General features: G+C 43.6%; 16 protein-coding genes. 5 read left to right on the forward strand and 11 right to left on the reverse strand.

What is annotated here, in order from left to right:
* Positions 1–30: 30 nt before the first annotated feature.
* A complete protein-coding gene (locus J7384_RS06275) occupies positions 31–1,311 on the reverse strand; it encodes an NAD(P)/FAD-dependent oxidoreductase (RefSeq protein ID WP_209112184.1) in 1,281 nt (426 codons plus the stop codon).
* A gap of 312 nt (positions 1,312–1,623) precedes the next feature.
* On the opposite strand from J7384_RS06275, the gene J7384_RS06280 reads away from it, so the two are divergent.
* The gene (locus tag J7384_RS06280; RefSeq protein ID WP_209112186.1) at positions 1,624–2,916 is read left to right on the forward strand and encodes a hypothetical protein; all 1,293 of its coding nucleotides are present in this window, start codon (positions 1,624–1,626) and stop codon (positions 2,914–2,916) included.
* Positions 2,917–2,934: 18 nt separating this feature from the next.
* Here the strand turns inward: J7384_RS06280 and J7384_RS06285 are convergent, their stop codons facing one another.
* Positions 2,935–3,435 (reverse strand): lactoylglutathione lyase family protein, encoded by a 501-nt coding sequence (locus tag J7384_RS06285; protein ID WP_209112188.1) that lies wholly within the window; start codon positions 3,433–3,435, stop codon positions 2,935–2,937.
* A gap of 103 nt (positions 3,436–3,538) precedes the next feature.
* Here J7384_RS06285 and J7384_RS06290 point away from each other — a divergent pair, with 103 nt between their 5' ends.
* Together J7384_RS06290 and J7384_RS06295 are read left to right on the forward strand one after the other, a co-directional pair.
* On the forward strand, positions 3,539–4,411 hold the full coding sequence (locus tag J7384_RS06290; protein WP_209112190.1) for a LysR family transcriptional regulator: 873 nt from the start codon (positions 3,539–3,541) through the stop codon (positions 4,409–4,411).
* A gap of 179 nt (positions 4,412–4,590) precedes the next feature.
* The gene (locus J7384_RS06295; protein ID WP_209112191.1) at positions 4,591–6,024 is read left to right on the forward strand and encodes a hypothetical protein; all 1,434 of its coding nucleotides are present in this window, start codon (positions 4,591–4,593) and stop codon (positions 6,022–6,024) included.
* A gap of 81 nt (positions 6,025–6,105) precedes the next feature.
* On the opposite strand, the gene rho is transcribed toward J7384_RS06295, so the two are convergent.
* Together rho and trxA are read right to left on the reverse strand one after the other, a co-directional pair.
* Positions 6,106–7,365: a transcription termination factor Rho gene (gene rho, locus J7384_RS06300; protein WP_209112193.1), complete on the reverse strand. Its 1,260-nt coding sequence runs from the start codon at positions 7,363–7,365 to the stop codon at positions 6,106–6,108.
* Positions 7,366–7,589: 224 nt separating this feature from the next.
* Positions 7,590–7,916, reverse strand: coding sequence for a thioredoxin TrxA (trxA, locus tag J7384_RS06305; RefSeq protein ID WP_209112195.1), 327 nt, complete (start codon positions 7,914–7,916; stop codon positions 7,590–7,592).
* A gap of 190 nt (positions 7,917–8,106) precedes the next feature.
* Between trxA and rhlB the strand changes: the two genes are divergently transcribed.
* Both rhlB and J7384_RS06315 read left to right on the forward strand, forming a co-directional pair.
* Positions 8,107–9,372 (forward strand): ATP-dependent RNA helicase RhlB, encoded by a 1,266-nt coding sequence (gene rhlB, locus J7384_RS06310; RefSeq protein ID WP_209112197.1) that lies wholly within the window; start codon positions 8,107–8,109, stop codon positions 9,370–9,372.
* A gap of 49 nt (positions 9,373–9,421) precedes the next feature.
* Positions 9,422–10,915, forward strand: a complete 1,494-nt coding sequence (locus J7384_RS06315) for a guanosine-5'-triphosphate,3'-diphosphate pyrophosphatase (protein ID WP_209112199.1) — start codon at positions 9,422–9,424, stop codon at positions 10,913–10,915.
* 100 nt (positions 10,916–11,015) lie between these two features.
* Here the strand turns inward: J7384_RS06315 and hemB are convergent, their stop codons facing one another.
* The 7 genes from hemB to tatA are packed head-to-tail and all read right to left on the reverse strand — an operon-like array spanning position 11,016 to position 15,601.
* On the reverse strand, positions 11,016–12,026 hold the full coding sequence (gene hemB, locus J7384_RS06320; protein WP_209112201.1) for a porphobilinogen synthase: 1,011 nt from the start codon (positions 12,024–12,026) through the stop codon (positions 11,016–11,018).
* On the reverse strand, positions 12,023–12,874 hold the full coding sequence (locus J7384_RS06325; RefSeq protein WP_209112203.1) for a GGDEF domain-containing protein: 852 nt from the start codon (positions 12,872–12,874) through the stop codon (positions 12,023–12,025). Before J7384_RS06325 ends, hemB begins: the two co-directional genes overlap by 4 nt.
* On the reverse strand, positions 12,871–13,653 hold the full coding sequence (locus J7384_RS06330) for a TatD family hydrolase (RefSeq protein ID WP_209112205.1): 783 nt from the start codon (positions 13,651–13,653) through the stop codon (positions 12,871–12,873). The genes J7384_RS06325 and J7384_RS06330 overlap by 4 nt, the downstream gene beginning before the upstream one ends.
* Positions 13,654–13,661: 8 nt before the next feature.
* The gene (locus tag J7384_RS06335; RefSeq protein ID WP_209112206.1) at positions 13,662–14,183 is read right to left on the reverse strand and encodes a hypothetical protein; all 522 of its coding nucleotides are present in this window, start codon (positions 14,181–14,183) and stop codon (positions 13,662–13,664) included.
* A gap of 3 nt (positions 14,184–14,186) precedes the next feature.
* Positions 14,187–14,960, reverse strand: a complete 774-nt coding sequence (tatC, locus tag J7384_RS06340; RefSeq protein WP_209112208.1) for a twin-arginine translocase subunit TatC — start codon at positions 14,958–14,960, stop codon at positions 14,187–14,189.
* A 9-nt stretch (positions 14,961–14,969) separates the two neighbouring features.
* Positions 14,970–15,362 (reverse strand): Sec-independent protein translocase protein TatB, encoded by a 393-nt coding sequence (tatB, locus tag J7384_RS06345; protein WP_209112210.1) that lies wholly within the window; start codon positions 15,360–15,362, stop codon positions 14,970–14,972.
* A gap of 2 nt (positions 15,363–15,364) precedes the next feature.
* Positions 15,365–15,601: a twin-arginine translocase TatA/TatE family subunit gene (gene tatA, locus J7384_RS06350; RefSeq protein WP_209112212.1), complete on the reverse strand. Its 237-nt coding sequence runs from the start codon at positions 15,599–15,601 to the stop codon at positions 15,365–15,367.
* Positions 15,602–15,663 lie beyond the last annotated feature (62 nt).

The raw sequence follows: 15,663 nt of genomic DNA on the forward strand, positions 1-15,663 counted from the left end.
TGCAAGTATTGTAATACTATTATGAGTGGTTTAATGAAGCTTCATTTTCGGTCTAGTGACTTTGACCAAACGTTCGGCGAACCACAAAACTCCTGCTCTGAGACGACCATGAATCGCCATTTGGTGCATGCGGTATAACGATATATAAACCAGTTTGGCGATTCGCCCCTCGATAAACATGCTACCTTTGGTTAAGTTACCCATTAAACTGCCGACGGTACTAAAACGGGAAAGATTAACCAAAGAGCCGTAGTCCATATATTGGTAGTCAAGTGCTGCTTGCCCTTTGAGTTTGCGCAGAATATTTTGTTGTACGATGGTTGCCATTTGGTGAGCTGACTGCGCTCTTGGTGGCACCCAAGTGTTATCTGGATTTTGAAAGCCACAGGCGTCGCCAAGCACATAAATATTGTCGTCAAAGGTCGACGTTAAATCTTTATTGACCAATACTTGGCCCATGCGGTTGGTCTCAACGCCTTGAATATTTGCCAGAAACTCTGGCGCTTTAACCCCAGCCGCCCAAATCATAATATCAGCTTCGAGTTTCTTATCTTCACTGGTGACGAAACCATCGCTGTCGGCGCGCTGCACTCGCGTTTGTTCCAGCACTTCGACACCTATTTTTTCAAGTTCGCGTTTTGCCGCATTGGCGATGCGGTCGGGCAGTGCCGGTAATATTCGAGGACCAGCTTCAATTAAGCGAATTTTGAGTTGCTCTGCGGCCATGTGTTCAAAACCGTAACTACCGAGCATTTCGGTAACGTGAAATAGTTCAGCGGCTAACTCGACACCAGTGGCGCCAGCGCCAACAATATCGATATGTAATTCTTGCTTGCTGCCGCTTTGGCTAATTCGAGTAAACGTACTTAACAAGGTTTTGTGAAAGCGCTCTGCTTGTTGGTGACTGTCTAGAAAATAACAGTGTTGTTTGACACCGGGGGTGCCAAAGTCATTACTGACACTGCCGACAGCCAATACCAGTTGATCGTATTTGAGTTGACGAGTATTTAAGTTGTGCTCGTCACTGACCGGCTCTAAAGTGACGGTTTTTTCGATTGGATCAACATTCGTCAAACAGCCAAGTTGAAAATGGTAGCCATGACGAGCACCATGGGCGTGATAAACCACGGCATTTAAGCTGGCGTCAAAAGTACCTGAGGCAACCTCGTGTAATAATGGCTTCCAGATGTGAGTGCGATTTTTATCGACCAAAATAATTTTGGCTTTGTTTTTTCGGCCTAGTTTTCGGCCTAATTGGGTTGCTAATTCAAGGCCGCCAGCCCCTCCTCCAACGATAACAATTGTTTGCATAGAAAAGTCCTCAAAAGTAATAAAGGGCTGAGGTCAATTTTTTGATTAACACCAGTCCTTTATCACTTCAAAAGCACAATCACTATAGCATGTGAGCGCGCCAGTTTTTATATAAAACGACACTAAGATATTGAGTCTCGCTATTGATTTGTGGTGATAAATTTACGCATCCCGTTCGATAGTGTTAAGGAGCTGACAAATACATTGCTTATTTGCATTTTGTCGAAAAATTTAACCTCGATCGGGTGCTATCTAAATCAGTAATATTTGATAAACTGCGGTCGAATTTTTGTCTAATCTTATGGATATGTTGTGCGCGTACTGGTTCGTTGGTTGCTGGCCTTTTTATTGATCTTTGTTGTTTTACTTAGTGGCTTAGCTGCACTGTTATTGTCGGCTGATACCAAGGTGACTCAAGTCGCGGCGCAGCAAGTTGAAAGTGCTGACTCGGCAAGAGAGCTGATTGGCATTGCCAAACGCGTATTAGAGAGACAGCAGCAAAGTCAGCGCATTACCATTTCGCAAGCACAGCTCAATAGCTTATTTGGTCTAGTCACCCGAGCTCGGCCTGAGTTTAAAGTGCAAGCGCTATTGACGACTCAAGGTTTGGCGCTAACGGTGAGCTATCAGGTACCAAAAAACTGGTTTGGTCAATACCTCAATGTCTCTACTGTGGTGCTGCCGGGTCAAGGGCTGACGTTGCAGCCTGCAGAGCTGGGTAGTTTGTCAATTTCTGGTCAATCGACGCTGGAACTATTAGCGTGGGCGGTCAATCGATATACTCGCAGTGACTTAGGTGACGCAACACTTGAACAAGTGCAAGAGCTGACCATGTCTGATCAAGCAATGACAATTACTCTTGAGCCGATCAACGCCTATTTAGTTAAGCTCAATCGGGTAAAAAATCAGTTTAGCCATGATGATAATGAGGTCTTGTCCGAGTATACCTTAGACTATGTAAAACATTTATCTGTGTTGGCTAAAGGACAAAATCGAAACCAGCAATCTCTCGCTTGGTTTATCCATCATCTTTTCCAACAAGTGACCATCAATGCTCGACCCTATAATGCTGCCGTCCACAATCAAGCGGCGATCATTGCCTTGGCTATTTTTACGGGCGATCATCGTTTTGCTCACTTTTCCGGTATTGCGATGGCTAAGGTTAAGCAGCTCAACTCATTGCCCTATCCACCAACTTTGGCGAAGCGTCGAGATTTAGCATTGCACTTTATTTTTTCTGCCGCTATCGAAGTACTATCAACACAGGGTATTAGCAGTGCTGTTGGCGAGTTTAAAGAGCTCGTTGACCGCGGGCGTGGTGGTAGCGGTTTTAGTTTTGTCGACCTTGCGGCTGATCTAGCTGGTGTCAACTTTGCGCAAATCGCCAGCAATCCAGCAACGGCAAGACAGTTGGCACAAGTGTTAGCGACTAAATCCGGTGAAGCAGTGTTGTTTCCCCAAGCGACAGATTTACCAGAGGGCTTGAGCAAAGCGCAATTTACTCGCTATTTTGGTAGTGTTGATAGCCAAGCCTATTTAGCCTTGTTAAGTAAAATTAACCGGCGTATCGCTGAACTTGAAATTAGCCAAATCCAGCGACACTAGTTGCTCTTTGATGGCTGCTTAGTATGCACCAGCACTGTAGGTAAGCTCATAACTATGGCTGTAAATTTCTAAGATATTACCGAATGGATCTTCCATGTAAATCATGCGGTATGGCTTTTCGCCCGGATAATAGTAGCGCGGCTTCTCCATGCGTTTTTTGCCACCAGCAGCGACAATCTTCTCGGCTAGTTGTTCTAGGTTCGGATCTTGGACACAGAAGTGGAAGACTCCGGCTTTCCAGTATTCAAAGTTATTCTCTGGAGTTTGGTGGTTTTTAAACTCAAACAATTCAACACCAATGCGATCACCAGTGGCGAGATGAGCAATGCGGAATTTTTGCCAGTTAGCACCAAAGACATCGGTACACATTTCTCCAATGGGGCTTTCGTCTTCAGTAATCTCAGTTGGTGCCATGATCAGGTACCAGCCCAGTACTTCAGTGTAAAACTTGACTGCGGCGTCGACGTCGGGCACCGAAATACCGATGTGAGAAAATGTTCTGGGGTAATTTACTGTCATGGTTAACTCCTAAATCGTTCGGGTTATTTGATGAGCAGCAGTATACGGGCTATGATTATTGTCTAAAAATTATCATTTATTATGGTTTTAAGTATATTTTGTAATGATTAATCTGACTTGGTTAAAAACATTTTGTACGCTGGCAGATGTTGGGCATTTTACGCAAACTGCTGAGCGTTTGTTTATGACGCAGTCTGGGGTCAGTCAGCACATTCGCAAACTTGAGCAATCGCTAGCGACCGAGCTTATTGTTAGAGAAGGAAAACGCTTTTGGTTAACCCAAGAGGGATATCGGCTGTACCGGGAAGGCACTGAATTGTTAGCCGAGATCAATAGTTTGTCGGCGAGTTTTGAGCCGACTGACGAGTACCGAGGCTTAGTTTCTATCATGTCGCCCGGTAGCTTGGGCTTGAAGCTTTACCCCGAGCTGTTATTACTGCAGAAACAACATCAGCTACTGTCAATTGATTACCAGTTTTCGTCAAATCGCGGCATTGAGCAGGCACTTTGTCAGTATCAGCTTGATATTGGCTTGATGACTGCATTGCCGAGTGATACCAATATTGTTGCTAAATCACTGACGCGAGAGCCGATTGTGCTGGTAACTCCGAGCAGCTTAACTAGGCCAACCTGGCCTGAATTAACTCAATTAGGCATTATTGATCACCCCGATGCTCATCATCATGCCAAACTGCTACTTTCTGGAAACTTTGAGCAGTTTGAACACATTGGCCAATTTACCGTCAGTGGTCGCTCTAACCAAATTAGCTTAATACTAACACCTGTTGCACTGGGCTTAGGTTTTACTGTTTTACCATTATATGCTGCAAAGGCGTTTGCTGATCAGAAGGCAGTCAATATTCATTTTTTATCTGAGCAGGCTTATGAATCTGTTTATATCTGTCGTCATCGCCGAGCGGCGGTGAATCAAAGCACTGGCTTTATTGAGCAAACGATTCGCGATTATTTTGTCTAATCTACTAAACAAGCTCTTCGTCTCAAAGTTAATGTATGAAGTGTCTGGCGATTGTTTGTTTAATGTTGTTGTTTTGTTACTCGCTAATGCGCAAGCCGTACCTTTGTATTATCGTTGCTTTCAATTGATATGTTGAGAGTTTAAACGAATGCAGATGATAGTGTCGAGGTAAAAAATTGATGTTGTGCAAGCGATTATTTATCGGGTTATTACTAGTCACAAGCGTTGCTAGTTGTGGTGGCGGAAGCGGTAGTAATACTACTGTTACGGCGCCTAATCCCAACACTGGTGCTAGTGCTCCTAGTACTAACAACAGTTCTGCTGGTAATAGCGGTGACAATAGTTCAACAGGGGGAAATAACTCATCAGGAGGTAGTGGCTCTGGTGGAAATACGTCTCCTGGCAATGGTCAGCAAGGCTCGGGTCCAGTGATGAAGCCCAATTCGAGCATAGCGCTCAATCGCAATCTAGATGTGCTGATTTTGTCATCCCATGCTAGTGATCAACGAGCATTGCGAAAAGAAGAGTTAGACGCGTCGTTTGAGTTGGTAAAAGCCGTACTGACAGACAACCAAATCGTTAACAATTACCAAGTTAAATATGCGCAGTACCAAACGGCGATGTCGAGCACTGAAATGGTTAACCTGTTTAATCAAAATAACAGTGAGAGCGTTTACCCTGAATCGTTTGCCCTTGCCAATTCTGAGTGGATCAAACGTCAGCAGAACATCGATTTACTTAATAGTGCTGATATTGTGGTGTTACGTACCAGTTTTAACAGCACCAATACTGCGGGCGCTTTTTGGGGCGCAGCAACGGGTGAGACGGTACTGTGGCCAAATCTTAAAAAAATTAACGGTTTGAATCAAAAGCTGGTGTTTCTCAACAGTCCGATTGATCCGACTTCAGCTGGCTATGCTTATCAGCACAACGCTTACCTCGCCGACAATTTGAAAATTACTCGTTTTGATCGCATTTTTGCCCATGAGTTTATTCACGCACTAGGTTATGGCGCGCACGATAATGGGGTTGATATTCATCAGAGCGAGAGTTTTTCTGAGCGTATTAAAAAGGATTTAGCTTACGCTGATACTGTTGGTAGCACCTTGTCGTACGGCGATTGCTTTTCGGTAATGGGCAATGCTGATTGTTCGTTAATGTTATCACCGTCGGCGAGAGAATTGTTGGGGGTTAATCTCGATTTTGTCCCTGTCTATCAAACCGGCAAGGTCAGCTTGAGTCGCAATCAATTGCTCAAAGTGTTGTTAACAGAATCAACAGGGCAGACTGGTCATGAGAAAATATTGACTTACCTAACCTTTGAACCGCCAGTAACGGCCAAGTATAGCCAAAGTCTTAATGGTGATGTTGAGTTAGCTGGTGTTAGCCATAGCTTAAAAGCTAATTCGGACGGTTATTTGGTCAGAATCGTCAAAGTTGATATTTCCCATGAGACTACGCCAAATGTTGTTTTAATTGATGCAGCACCACCGCTAAATGACGTCGCTTATACTTTAAAAGCAACTCACTCAATTGAAATTGGTGGCAAAGTAAAAGTTGAGTTTGTCTCGCAATCTAATAACGCAGCCGAGTTTATGGTGACCTATCCATAAGCTTTTACCGTTGTTCCAGCAAATAAAAAGCGGAGCTACTAGTGAGCTCCGCTTTTTAGACTATTTAGCTGTTTTGATGGATTATTTACGCTTCATCGAATCAAAGAATTCGTCGTTTGTTTTGGTCATGGCAAGTTTATCAATCATAAACTCCATGGCGTCAATTTCGCCCATTTCATGGACAATTTTGCGCAAAATCCACATTTTTTGTAATTCGTCTTGCTTAGTCAGTAATTCTTCGCGACGAGTACCACTGCGGTTAAAGTGAATAGCAGGGAATACGCGCTTCTCAGCAATCTTGCGAGAAAGATGTAATTCCATGTTACCTGTACCTTTAAACTCTTCGTAGATAACCTCATCCATTTTAGAGCCAGTTTCAACAAGTGCTGTTGCAATAATGGTTAAGCTACCACCTTCTTCGATGTTACGAGCAGCACCAAAGAAACGTTTTGGACGGTGTAGGGCATTGGCGTCAACACCACCCGTTAAAATTTTACCTGATGATGGAATCACTGTGTTATAAGCACGAGCTAAACGCGTAATAGAGTCGAGTAGAATAACGACGTCTTTTTTGTGTTCAACTAAGCGTTTTGCTTTTTCAATGACCATTTCAGCAACTTGCACGTGGCGGCTAGCTGGCTCGTCAAAGGTTGAGGCAACCACTTCACCTTTTACTAAGCGTTGCATTTCAGTTACTTCTTCTGGGCGCTCGTCAATAAGCAATACCATCAATTCACACTCTGGGTGATTGTAGGCAATACTCTGTGCGATATTTTGTAGTAAAAGCGTTTTACCTGCTTTTGGCGGTGCAACAATAAGGCCGCGTTGACCTTTGCCAATTGGCGATGCTAAATCGAGTACGCGCGCTGTGATATCTTCAGTAGAACCATTGCCGCGTTCCATACCTAAACGGTAGTTTGCATGAATTGGGGTAAGGTTTTCAAAGAGGATTTTGTTGCGAGAGTTTTCAGGCTTGTCGAAGTTAACTTCGTTGACTTTTAGTAGGGCAAAGTAACGTTCGCCGTCTTTAGGTGGTCTGATTTTACCCTGAATGGTATCACCTGTGCGCAGACTAAAGCGTCGAATTTGGCTTGGTGACACATAAATATCATCAGGGCCTGCTAAATAAGATGAGTCGGCCGAACGAAGAAATCCAAATCCGTCTTGCAATATTTCTAAGACACCGCCACCGAAAATATCTTCTCCGCTTTTAGCGTGGGCTTTTAAAATGGCGAAAATAATGTCTTGTTTACGCGTTCTTGCCAAGTGCTCTAGTTTCATAGATTCGGCAAGACTAACCAATTCGCTAATCGATTTTTCTTTAAGTTCGGTAAGATTCATAGTGAGAGTTTCTTAAACGGTTTTCATGCATGCCTGATGGCACTTTTATAGGTTGAGTGAATAGATGACGACCGATATGTTTTATTTTTGGTCGGAATTGTAACTTAGCATTAAATGTACAATGGGTAAAGCTTAGAAACGTCTATATTGTAGTCGTATTAAAAAAGCTCGTCAATTGACGAGCTTTTTGTCGATAATATCGTTGCTAATTACGCATTTGGCAATTATAAGTTGCCGTCTAAAAACTCTTTCAATTGAGTTTTTGATAAAGCGCCTACTTTAGTGTCGGCAACGTTGCCGTCTTTGAAAAGTAGTAATGTTGGAATACCACGGATACCGTACTTAGGAGGTGTACCGGCATTTTGGTCAATATTAAGTTTACCAACAGTCACTTTACCGTCGTATTCTTCAGCAATTTCGTTCAGTAAAGGAGCGATCATTTTACATGGACCACACCATTCTGCCCAAAAATCAACTAGTACTGGACCAGAGGCATTTAATACATCGGCTTCAAAGCCATCATCAGTAAGCTGAATAATTTTATCGCTCATTTTTTTCTCCAATCTTAGGGACATAATTGACGTTATGTCGAAACGATAATGAGTATAACGTCATCAAGTTTAATATACTACGTTGAGTATATAACGATTCTTTTCATCGCCAAGCAAAATTGACTAATATCTACTGCAACTGACCAGATACTGTTTCTTATTTGGCCGCTAACCTGTTAAGCTTAGCGCCATGAAAAAAACACATTTAACAGATACTAAGTTCGTTGAGTTACAGCTTGCAGAGCAAGTAGTGACCGGACTGGAAGCCATGGGCTTTCACAACTGCACCTCGATTCAAGCAAAATCACTTCCGGTTTTAATGCAAGGCAAAGATATTGCCGGCCAAGCCCAAACGGGTGAAGGTAAAACCATTGCTTTCTTGGCAGCGACATTCCACCATTTATTGCAAAAACCCGACCCTAAACACAACCAGCCACGCGCAATTATTATGGCACCAACTCGAGAGTTGGCGATTCAAATTCATCGCGACGCTTTGGCAATGGCAAAAAGCACTGGCTTGCGCCTTGGTATTGTTTATGGGGGCGAAGGTTACGAAAGTCAACGGGAACAACTCGAACAAGGTGTTGATATTCTGATTGGTACTTGTGGTCGTTTGATTGATTACCTCAAGCAAGGTGTTTACAACCTCAACAATATTGAAGCGGTTGTCCTTGATGAAGCTGACCGCATGTTTGATTTGGGCTTTATCAAAGACATTCGCTATTTGTTTAGACGAATGCCTGCGGCGACTGACCGTTTAAACATGCTGTTTTCAGCAACCTTATCTTTCCGTGTTAAAGAGCTTGCATTCGAGCATATGAATGAACCGGTCAGTATTGAAGTTGAGCCAGAGCAAAAGACCAATGTCAGAATTAGCGAGGAATTATTCTATCCTTCTAACGATGACAAAATGACATTGTTGCAAACGTTATTGGAAGAAGAGTGGCCAGATAAAGCGATTATTTTTGCCAATACTAAACACAGTTGTGAAAATATTTACGCTCATTTAGCCGCCGACAAAATTCGCGTTGGTTTGCTCACTGGTGACGTTGTCCAAAAGAAACGATTGAAAATTCTCGAGCAATTTACCGAAGGTCAACTCGATGTTTTGGTAGCCACTGATGTTGCTGCTCGCGGCTTACACATTCCAAGTGTGACTCATGTCTTTAACTACGACTTGCCTGACGACTGCGAAGATTACGTTCATCGCATTGGCCGCACAGGTCGTGCTGGTGCTGAAGGTCACGCCATTAGCTTAGCCTGTGAGGAATATGTATTTAACTTACCGGCGATTGAAGAATACATTGAGCATCCGCTACCGGTTAGCAAATACGATCCAGATGCCTTGTTAACTGATTTACCTAAGCCCAAGCCTAAGTACCGACGCCACAAGCCACACAACGGTGGCCAAAATCGCAGTCGCTCTGGTAATCCAAGTAAACGCAGAAGCGCTTAATTGAGATGTCCTGTAAGCTAGATCAATGGATAGTGTGGTTAATTAAGTCATGACCCAACAGTTCGACAGTGATTATTACGCGATTATTGATTTAGGCTCAAATAGCTTTCACCTATGGCTAACCACTTTGTTAGCCAATGGTGTTCAAACCATCGACAAAGTAAAACGCAAAGTGCGACTGGCATCGGGCTTAGATGAGCACAATATTTTATCCGAACAAGCGATAGAGCGCGGTTTAAGTTGCTTGGCTTTGTTTGCGGATCGCTTACAAAATATTCCCGTTAAAAATATTAAGGTAGTGGCAACTGCTACCGTTCGACTCGCCGCTAACGCCGATGAATTTTTAGCTCGTGCAGAGCAAGTGTTAGGTCTACCAATCGAACTACTTTCCGGCATTGACGAAGCTAAGAATATTTACCTTGGTGCTGCATACACTTGTACTGCGCCACCGCAACGACTCGTGCTTGATATTGGCGGTGCTAGTACTGAATTGGTCATCGGTGCGGGCTTTGAAACCGACAAAGCCATTAGTCTCGATATGGGCTGTGTTACTTTTAATCAGGCCTATTTTGCCGATAAAGCATTGACTGAGCAGCATTTTGATCGAGCAATAGCTGGCGCTAAAGCAATGCTTGCCCCACATGTTAGCGATTACCAAACTATCGGCTGGCAAGCGGTGTTGGGCGGCTCAGGGACTATGCAAGCACTAGCAGAAATCTTAAGCGCTCAAGGTAAAGCCTGTTTGATCGATTTGGCTTTTATGTATGACATTAAGCGACAACTAATTACTTGCCGTCAGTTTGATTGTATCGATATTGATGGTTTAGGTATTGAGCGCGAACCTGTTTTTGCCAGTGGCCTCGCGATTCTGATCGCCTTGTTTGAAAGCCTTGAAATTGATCAAATGCAATTGTCGCTTGGTGCCTTGCGCGAGGGCTTGTTGTACCAATTATTACCCGATATGGGCCAACAGCCTATTCAGCAACGCACAGTGAAAAGTTTGGCAAAGCGTTTTCACATTGACCGCAATCACGGCTTGCGAGTCGCTAAACACGCCCGTTATCTGTGGCAACAATGCCAAGAGAAATGGCAACTCGATGACAGCGAATTAGAAAGTTTATTAATTAACGCTTGTTTATTACACGAAGTCGGCGTGTTAGTGGAATTTAAAAACCATCCGCGACACGGTCAATACTTATTGAACAATGCTGATTTACCGGGTTTTTCAAGTGCTCAACGACAAGTATTGAGTTATTTGATTCGCTGGCAAAAAGGCGAGTTGACTAGCGATGTTGTCGAGCAAGCACTGCAGCTCGTTTTTTCAGGCTCAGCGCGAGCACTAGCTATATTGAGGTTGGCAATTGTGATTTGTCATTTGCGCGATGACGCTATCACACCAAATTACCAGATCTCGGCCTATGACTCAGGCTTGACGCTTGTGTTTAATGATGATTGCTTAGCCCAACATCCGTTAATTAGCGCTGAGCTGGCGTTAGAGGTTGATTACTTAAAGCCTCTGGGGATTGAGCTACAAATTCAGTAACTGTTGTTGCAGTATTTTCAACGACAGGGCGCAAAAGTAAGGCGCAAGCCAGAGTGTGGCTGCGCCTTGATCATAGTATGGCTACGCCCTGAAAAATACGTTAGTTTTGCTCTTTCAGCCAAACAGCGACGCGTTTAGCAAAGTAAGTTAAAATGCCATCGGCACCCGCGCGTTTAAACGCCAATAAACCTTCCATGATGCAAGGTTGTTCCGCTAGCCATCCGTTTTGAATCGCCGCCATATGCATGGCGTATTCACCGCTGACTTGATAGGCGTAGGTAGGCACTTGAAAGTTGTCTTTGACCCGCCGGACTATGTCTAAATAGGGCATACCGGGTTTAACCATCACCATATCGGCACCTTCTGCGATGTCTTGGGCAATTTCGTGTAGCGCTTCGTTGCTATTGGCCGGATCCATTTGGTATGAATACTTGTTGCCGCCTTTGATATTACCAGCAGAACCGACCGCATCTCTGAACGGGCCATAGTAGTTCGATGCGTATTTTGCTGAGTAAGCTAAAATACGGGTATTGACGTGCCCTTGCTGCTCTAGTTCTTGGCGGATTGCGCCAACGCGACCATCCATCATATCTGACGGCGCAACGACGTCAGCACCAGCTTCAGCGTGAGACAGTGCTTGCTTGACTAGAATGTCTTTGGTGGTTTCGTTTAATACATAGCCTTGTTCGTCAATAATGCCGTCTTGACCGTGAGTGGTAAATGGGTCGAGGGCAACATCAGTGATGACACCAAGTTCAGGAAATTTTGCTTTTAACGCGCGCACCGCACGTTGTGCTAAGCCTTCTGAGTTGTAGGCTTCTTCTGCCATCAGTGACTTTTTGTCGGCTGGTGTTACTGGAAATAAAGCGACTGCGGGAATACCTAAGTCGACCAACTCTTGTGCTTCTTCGAGTAATAAGTCGATGCTTTTGCGCTCAACACCAGGCATAGATTCAATGCTCTCGCGCTGGTTTTCACCCTCTAAAACAAAGACAGGGTAGATTAAATCGTTAACTGTGAGTTGATGTTCTGCCATCAGGCGGCGAGAAAAATCATCTTTACGCATGCGACGAAGACGACGGGCAGGGTATTGACCAAATGCGTTGTTCATTGTGACTCCAATTCGGATATAGCAAGTTGCTGGACTTGATTTCGACCTTGCTGTTTAGCTTTGTATAGCGCTTTGTCGGCAGCGGCAAACAGCATATCTGGACTGGCATCTTGCTCTTGTTGATAACAGCTGATTCCACAACTGACGTGGACAGCAATTTGTTGTTCTTGGTAATTAATTACAGGGACTTTTTGTCGAATATTTTCCGCTAGCGCAACCGCACCCGCTAATTCAGTATCCGGTAATATTAAGCAAAACTCTTCACCGCCGTAGCGACAGCCGACATCACTGATGCGCTTCATATAACTTTGAATGTGTTTGGCGACTGTTTCAATGCAAAGGTCGCCGACTTGATGTCCATACTGATCATTGATGTTTTTAAAGTGATCTATGTCGACAATAATCAAGCTTAGTGGTGTCAGGTTGCGCTTGCAACGCCTAAATTCAGCGGTAATTTTTTGGTTGTAATAGCGGCGATTGTACAAACCCGATAATTCATCTCGGGTATTGAGTTCGGCTAGTTCTTGGTTGGCTTGTTCGAGTTCTTGCAGCGCAATATTGAGCTCAAAGGTGCGTTCTTGTATTTTTGCTTCAAGCTCAAGCTCAAGCTCAGAGCTTTCTGGTTGACTTGATGGCTGTAGGTCAAATATTTGTTCTTGCTCAAGATTGTTTGGCTCTGATTGTTGATTGCGTTTAATCAACCAAAACAAGATAACTAAGCTGTTGAGCCACAGACTAATAACGGCAAATACTGGCAGCTGGTCGGCAGACAAATAGTTGACCAATAACCAACTGGCTGGTCCAACAATCAAGGCGAGTACAAATATCATTGCTAGTTTGATATTCATATCAGGTTAAACACTCGCGCGGCGTTTTGATTTGAGTGCGATATTATTTGCTCGGCGCTATAGTCAGTACACTCGGCAATCATATCGACAACATAGGGCAGATAAGCTGGCTCGTTGCGGCTGCTTTTCGGCTTTGGCCTGATATTTTGTGGTGTTAAATAAGGTGCGTCAGTTTCTATCATCAGCCGTTCTAAGGGTATTTTGGCTACAATATCTCTAAGTGCTTGGCCGCGCTTTTTATCGCATAACCAACCGGTAATCCCTATATACATACCAGCATCTAAACACTGAAGTAATTCTTGCTCTGAGCCAGTAAAACAATGGCTGACCATTGCCGGCACTTTGCCAAAGTAGGGCTCAAGTAACTGATACCAATCAGTAAAGGCATCGCGTTGGTGGAGAAATAAAGGCAATCTCAGCTCAGCGGCTAAGCTAATTTGTGCCTTGAACACGCGCCTTTGATTTTCGGGACTTGAAAAGTTGCGATTATAATCCAAGCCACATTCACCGATGGCTTTTACTGTTGATGACTGAGCCAGTTTAGTTATTTGGTCAACAAAATTATCATCTGCATCGTCAGCATTATGAGGGTGAATACCGGCGGTCGTATAGAGGTAATCAGGATAACGTTGAGCGAGTACAATGGCTGCCTCGCTCTCTTGGATATTGGTGCCAGTGACGAGCTGCTTGCTAACCCCGACGTCTTTTGCACGTGCAATAACATCGTCTAGATCTTTGGCAAAGCGAGTACTGGTAAGGTTGACGCCAATATCTATCATTTGACAACCTACTTCAAACGTTTAACTCTAAGTCGTTTTTTAGCATCTAAGCGTTTCAGGAAAAATGCACCTAAAACACCTTTTTTAAGTTCGACTTCTTGTCCTGCTTTGAGTCGAAGGGTTGTTGAATCTATTTGTTTCCATTGTTGACCATTTACAAACGTAATTAACCACTTACCGCTTTTATTCTTTTCAACTTTTGCTATGACAAAATTAACGTTGTCAACGACATCTGGTTCAACACGATTGCGAATATGCTCTTTGCCAAAATCATCTACGACTGATTTTTTAGTGTTTACAGTGTTGATTGAGGCAGGTACTGAGCTGCTGCTTTTCTGCTGAGCTCGAGGTTGAGGCAAGCTACCTAGATTTACTTTTTTGACTAGTTCGTCGTAGCAAACTAGACGCTCTAAACTATCTTTCACAACTGAACATTTATTTAACTCTGATAGTGTATTTGCATTAGCTGTGCTGGTACCAATATAAGTCAAAGTACTGAGTACGCTCAATAAAGTAATTTTTTTTAACACGTATTATTCCTCTGGAGCTATGTTAGGTGTTTGTTCTTGATTTTTATCTTGATCGTCATTTTTCTGGTAAACCGATGCGACAATCACACCAATTTCAAATAATAACAGCATAGGCAGTGCTAGTAGAGTTTGAGAAATGACATCTGGCGGTGTCAATAGCATACCAATAACAAAGGCGCCAACGACGATGTACGGGCGTTTAGCTCTGAGCTTCGCTGGTGTTGTCATCCCCGTCCAGCACATTAAAATAATCGCGATCGGGATTTCAAAAGCAACCCCGAAGGCAAAGAATATCTTAAGTATAAAATCTAGATAACTAGTGATATCAGTGGCAATCACCACCCCTTCTGGCGCTACCGAGGTAAAAAAGGCAAAGGCTAGGGGAAATACGACAAAGTAAGCAAAGGCAATACCGGAGTAAAATAGCAGGGTGCTGCCCAGCATTAACGGTGCTACCAGTTTTTTCTCATTGCGGTATAAACCGGGGGCGATAAAGGCCCAAATTTGGTAAAGAATATAGGGAATAACGATAAAAACTGACAATACAATCGTCAGCTTAAACGGGGCAAAGAAGGTTGATGCAACATCGGTGGCAATCATACTTGCGCCTTCGGGCATGACCTTGTTTAGTGGTTCAGAAACATAAATATAAATTTCGTCGGCAAAACTAAACAAGGCGGCAAATACAACTAATACTGCAACAACAGAGCGCAGTAAACGAGTTCTAAGCTCAATAAGGTGATCGAATAATGATGAATGACTTGATGCTGTGGTCATTTGAATAATTTACTTTGCTGGCTTAGTGTCTTGAACAGCGTCCAGCTTTTCTGGTTCCTGCTCAATAGTACTATTTTGGTTTTGCGCTTGATGCTCAGGGTTAGACAAGTCGGCGTAAGGGCGGTTCACTGCCTGAGCTGCTTCTTGCAGTGCTTTAACTGACTCAGCAATTTCGGGCGAGAGGTTTTTCATATCGGCTTGTTCGGCTTTTTTAAGGTGTTCGTGCAGCTCATGGACACGCAATTCTTCTTTTATTTCTGCTTGCACGTTATTGCTGAACTGTCTGACCCCGCGAATCCAACCGCGCACAGTTCTAATTGCAGTTGGTAAACGCTCTGGACCAAGCACTAGCAAGCCAATAACGCCAATAACCGTGAGCTCCCAAAAGCCAATGTCGAACATGGTTATGCCTGGTCTTTTTCTTTTTGTTGGCTAGTTGCCGATTCGCTCTTTTGCTCAGTGATCGCGTCAACTGCTTTATCTTGATTGCTATCCTTGGTATCTTCTTCTGAGACTGCTTTTTTAAAGCCTTTTACTGCAGAGCCTAAGTCACTGCCAACATTACGCAATTTTTTAGTGCCAAAAATTAGAATGACAATAACGGCAATAATCAGTAACTGGCCAGGGCTAATACCAAACATAAATAACTCCTATAATTTAAGTATGGTCATTATACTCAAGCAGTGGCTAAATGCGAGTGCCC

The organism is Endozoicomonas sp. G2_1 (genome assembly GCF_017744155.1).
Classification (GTDB): Bacteria; Pseudomonadota; Gammaproteobacteria; order Enterobacterales; family Alteromonadaceae; genus JAGHQT01.